The sequence below is a fragment of the Synechococcus sp. R6-5 genome, from assembly GCF_047461775.1.
Classification (GTDB): domain Bacteria; phylum Cyanobacteriota; class Cyanobacteriia; order Thermostichales; family Thermostichaceae; genus Thermostichus.
The window spans coordinates 1-3,347 of sequence record NZ_JANSHV010000313.1 but is presented as its reverse complement, the minus strand read 5'-3'; the positions used below and the strand labels follow the sequence as shown (position 1 = coordinate 3,347).

The following is a 3,347-nucleotide window of genomic DNA, read 5'->3' as shown; positions in this document are numbered from 1 at the left end:
AGGAGAGTTCAGCGTGAATGTATCAGTTCGGTTAGCTCTGCCACCACCTCGGGGCGATTCACCACACTCATGGGCCGGGCTCTCGTGCAATCGAAATGGGATCCTATCGGCTCCAGGAGCAGCAGGAGGTTCTGGAAGAACAGCGGGATCCCCCACCTTGCTCTGTCAGACAGCAGACAGCGGCAAGACATCTCCGGGTAGTCGGATCCAAGTCTAGGGGCTGAGAACGGCTTGCAAAGACCGCACATCGCAGTAGTACACCTGATGGCGGTGGGCATACCCCTTCAGCTCCACAGCCTGATGGGAGAAGCAGGCGGCTGCCTGCCCCAGCTGTTTGGCCAAGCAGGTATAGGTGTCCTGGCTGATCGCCAGGTCGGCGTTGAGGGTGCGGGTAGCGCTCTCGATGCGAAAGGCCAAATTCACCGTATCTCCCAGAGCCGTATATTCTTGGCGGGTGTTGTTGCCCACCTGGCGCACGATTGCCGAGCCTGTGTTGACCCCTGCCCCCAGACGAATGGGAGAAGGCAGCGGAAACTCACCGTTCAGCTGCTCGGTCATTTGAAACAGCTTCGCTATGGCCTGCAAAACCGACTTCACATCGAGGTGAATTCCCGGCGCTTCAACTCCTCCCAGGGGAGCGGTGTTGGCCTGGGGCACATGGAACCAAACGGCCATAATCGCATCGCCAATGTATTTATCAACGCTGCCCCCGTACTGCTGAATGATATCCCCACCCCGCCGGAACCAATCGCCCATCACCTGGGAAAGCAGGCGCTCGTCCAGTTGTTGAGTCAGTTGTCCGTAACCTCGCACATCCACCACCGCCACCGAGATCAGCCAGCGGGTTTGTAAAACCAGGGTGTCCGAAGGTTTGGCCGCAGGGCTGGGTTCCGAGCTGGCCAGGGATCCGCTGTGGAACTCCAGCTGGGATTGTCCAAGGGTGAGGTGATCCCCATCCTGCAGCAGGGTGGGAATGCTGACGCGGCGATTGTTGACAAACGAGCCGTTGCGGCTGCCCAGATCGATGAGATAGATGCTGTTGTTGTCGAGGTATTGCAGCAGGGCATGTTGGCGGGAAACGCTGGGATCGCTCAAGACGATGGCGTTGTCTTCATCGCGGCCTAGGGTCCAAGCGGTCGCTCCCGAGAGAACGTGTTTTCTTTGGCTGCCATCCGGCTCTTTTAAGATCACGTAGGGTGCGGCGGTGGCGGCAGATTCGCTCGTGACGCTCATGATGAGATGAATTCTAGACGCGACCACACTTTAATACGATACCCCGCTTGCCTTCGGTTGATGGGGGGTATCCGGGCTCGATTTCTGAGCCGCCTCTGCTGGGAGATGGAGGTCTGAGGATAGGCTTGGCGGGGGGCCAACCCGACCGATATCATTTTGTGTAGATACGTTAAGGTCTATGCTGGATCCCTCCCATCCCATTCCCGCTGAGCAACAGCCGCTCCGGCAATATGCAGAGCTGAGGGAAGCCTTTCCTTTTTCCTGGCCTGCTTTGGGGTGGATCCCTTACTTAAAACGAATCTTTGGGGTTTGGGGAGCTGTTGTGCTGGCGGTTTCCCCGCTGGTTTGGAGCAGCTTTGCCGGAGATTGGGGCCACTTTGTCTCTGGGTCGGTGCTGGGGGCCAATGTCTTGCTCGGCCTGGTGTTGCTCCATCTCTACTTGGGATGGGCTTATGTGCGGCGGCGCTTGGTACAAGCCCAGATTCCCTATGAAGAAAGTGGCTGGTACGATGGGGCGATGTATGCCAAGTCAGAAGAGGAGCTGGCTCAGCATCGGCTGATTGTCAGGTATCAGATTGATCCTGTGTTGCAGCGCCTGCGACGGAGCTTGTGGGGCGTAGTGGGCTTGAGTGGGTTGGTGGCCCTGCTGTGGCCTCTGGGGTAGGCAGTTGGTTGGCTGTTTTTAGGATCCCGGACAGTGCACATCACTTCTGATCTGGCTCAAACCTTGCGACCCACCGCTGTGGCCATCGGGAACTTCGATGGCTTGCATCTGGGCCATCAGAAGGTGCTGCAGCCGATTCGAGATTCTCTTCAGGGGGTACGTACTGTCCTCACCTTTCATCCCCATCCCCAGGAAGTCTTGACGAGGCGGCCTCAGCTGTTGCTCACTCCCCCTGCCGAAAAGCTGGATCTGTTGGCGCAAATGGGCTTTGAGCAGGTGGTACTGCTCCCCTTCACCCCTGCATTTGCCTGCCAGCCCCCCCAAGAGTTTATCCAAACGGTACTTGAACAGGGCCTGCGCGTTCGCCATCTCAGCGTCGGTTGGGATTTTTGCTTTGGTCACCGTCGCTCCGGCAACGCCCAAACGCTCCAGGCTTGGGGATCCGAGCGCTGCATTCCGGTGGAGGTGATCCCGGAGACGAAACTCAACGGGGAACGGGTGAGCAGCTCTCGCATTCGAGCTGCCCTGGCGACCGGGGAGGTGTCCACTGCCGAAGCGCTCTTGGGTCGCCCCTATCGTCTGATGGGAGAGGTGGTGCAAGGGGATCAGCGGGGCCGACAACTGGGCTTTCCCACCGCCAACCTCCGCTTGCCTCCGGAGAAGTTTTTGCCCCGCGATGGGGTGTACAGCGTTTGGGTGGATGTGCCTGCTGCTGCGGCAGCTCTACCTGGGGTGATGAACATTGGCCATCGGCCCACGTTTGCCGGTTTACAGCACACCGTCGAGGTGCATCTGCTGGATTGGACAGGAGATCTCTACGGGCAAGAGGTGCGGGTGGCGCTACGGGGCTTTATCCGCCCAGAGCGGAGATTTCCCACGGTGGCAGATTTGATTCAGCAAATTCAGCAAGATTGCCAAACAGCCCGCCAGCAATTGGGTTTGGCTGAGCAAGTGGGTATGGTGTAGGGGGATCTATGCCGAAGAGAGCTCGCAAGCGCCAAGGCTCACCCAGGCGCTGGTGCCATCTCGCCAGTATTCTTTTTTCCAGATGGGGGCGTTGTGCTTGAGGGTGTCGATGGCAAATTGGCAGGCAGCAAACCCTTCGGCCCGATGAGGGGTGCCCACCGCCACCAAGACGCTGATCTCGCCAATGCGCAGCTTGCCGATGCGGTGGTGGATGACCACACTGTTGGCATCTGGCCAGCGCTGCTGAATTTGTCGGGCAATATCGGCGAAGACCTTCAGAGCCATGGGCTCGTAGGCTTGGTATTCCAGGTAATCGACAGGGCGGCCATTGGTGTTGTCTCGAACAGTGCCGCTCATCACCACCACAGCTCCATTGCCCGGATGGGAGGCCTCTTGGTGGACACGGTCGATGAACAGGGGAGCCAGGGTGATCTGGAAGGAAGTCTTCAGGACGGTCAGGAGCATGACTCTAGTCAATAATAAG

At 58.5% G+C, this 3,347-nt stretch carries 4 protein-coding genes; 2 read left to right on the top strand and 2 right to left on the bottom strand.

Annotation, left to right across the window (positions count from 1 at the left end):
- Positions 1-213 precede the first annotated feature (213 nt).
- A complete protein-coding gene (locus tag NW818_RS13275; RefSeq protein WP_414424820.1) occupies positions 214-1,233 on the bottom strand; it encodes an FHA domain-containing protein in 1,020 nt (339 codons plus the stop codon).
- Between the two features lie 178 nt (positions 1,234-1,411).
- On the opposite strand from NW818_RS13275, the gene NW818_RS13270 reads away from it, so the two are divergent.
- Both NW818_RS13270 and NW818_RS13265 read left to right on the top strand, forming a co-directional pair.
- Positions 1,412-1,897: a CGLD27 family protein gene (locus NW818_RS13270; RefSeq protein WP_011433781.1), complete on the top strand. Its 486-nt coding sequence runs from the start codon at positions 1,412-1,414 to the stop codon at positions 1,895-1,897.
- 33 nt (positions 1,898-1,930) lie between these two features.
- A complete protein-coding gene (locus tag NW818_RS13265; protein WP_414416134.1) occupies positions 1,931-2,863 on the top strand; it encodes a bifunctional riboflavin kinase/FAD synthetase in 933 nt (310 codons plus the stop codon).
- A 6-nt stretch (positions 2,864-2,869) separates the two neighbouring features.
- On the opposite strand, the gene NW818_RS13260 is transcribed toward NW818_RS13265, so the two are convergent.
- The coding region (locus NW818_RS13260) for a molybdenum cofactor biosynthesis protein MoaE (RefSeq protein ID WP_414424819.1) at positions 2,870-3,347 on the bottom strand (478 nt) is incomplete at its 5' end.